This is a genomic window from Thermococcus sp. CX2 (assembly GCF_012027555.1).
Classification (GTDB): Archaea; Methanobacteriota_B; Thermococci; order Thermococcales; family Thermococcaceae; genus Thermococcus.
On sequence record NZ_SNUQ01000019.1, the window covers coordinates 1 to 253 of the forward strand.

Sequence of the window (253 nt, forward strand, 5' to 3'; positions counted from 1 at the left end):
CGACCTCTCCCACGGTGAAAGCGACAAGGGCCTTGCTGTTTTGACCGACAAGGACGGCAACGTCATCGCAGAGGGAATGGTCAAGACCATCAGCGACGTTAACTGGGTATACATTGGCGACCGGACCCTTGCCGACACCCTTGGAATTCAGAACGTTGGCAACGAAATAACCTACGATGTTATTAAGGACATCGACTTCCTCATCCTCGGCCAGCCAAGCCAGGCTCTCAGCCCGGATGAAATCCAGGCCATC

At 54.5% G+C, this 253-nt stretch carries 1 pseudogene; it reads left to right on the plus strand.

What is annotated here, in order from left to right:
- Nucleotides 1-253 (plus strand): annotated as a pseudogene (locus E3E23_RS09945) (aminotransferase); the annotation flags it as partial.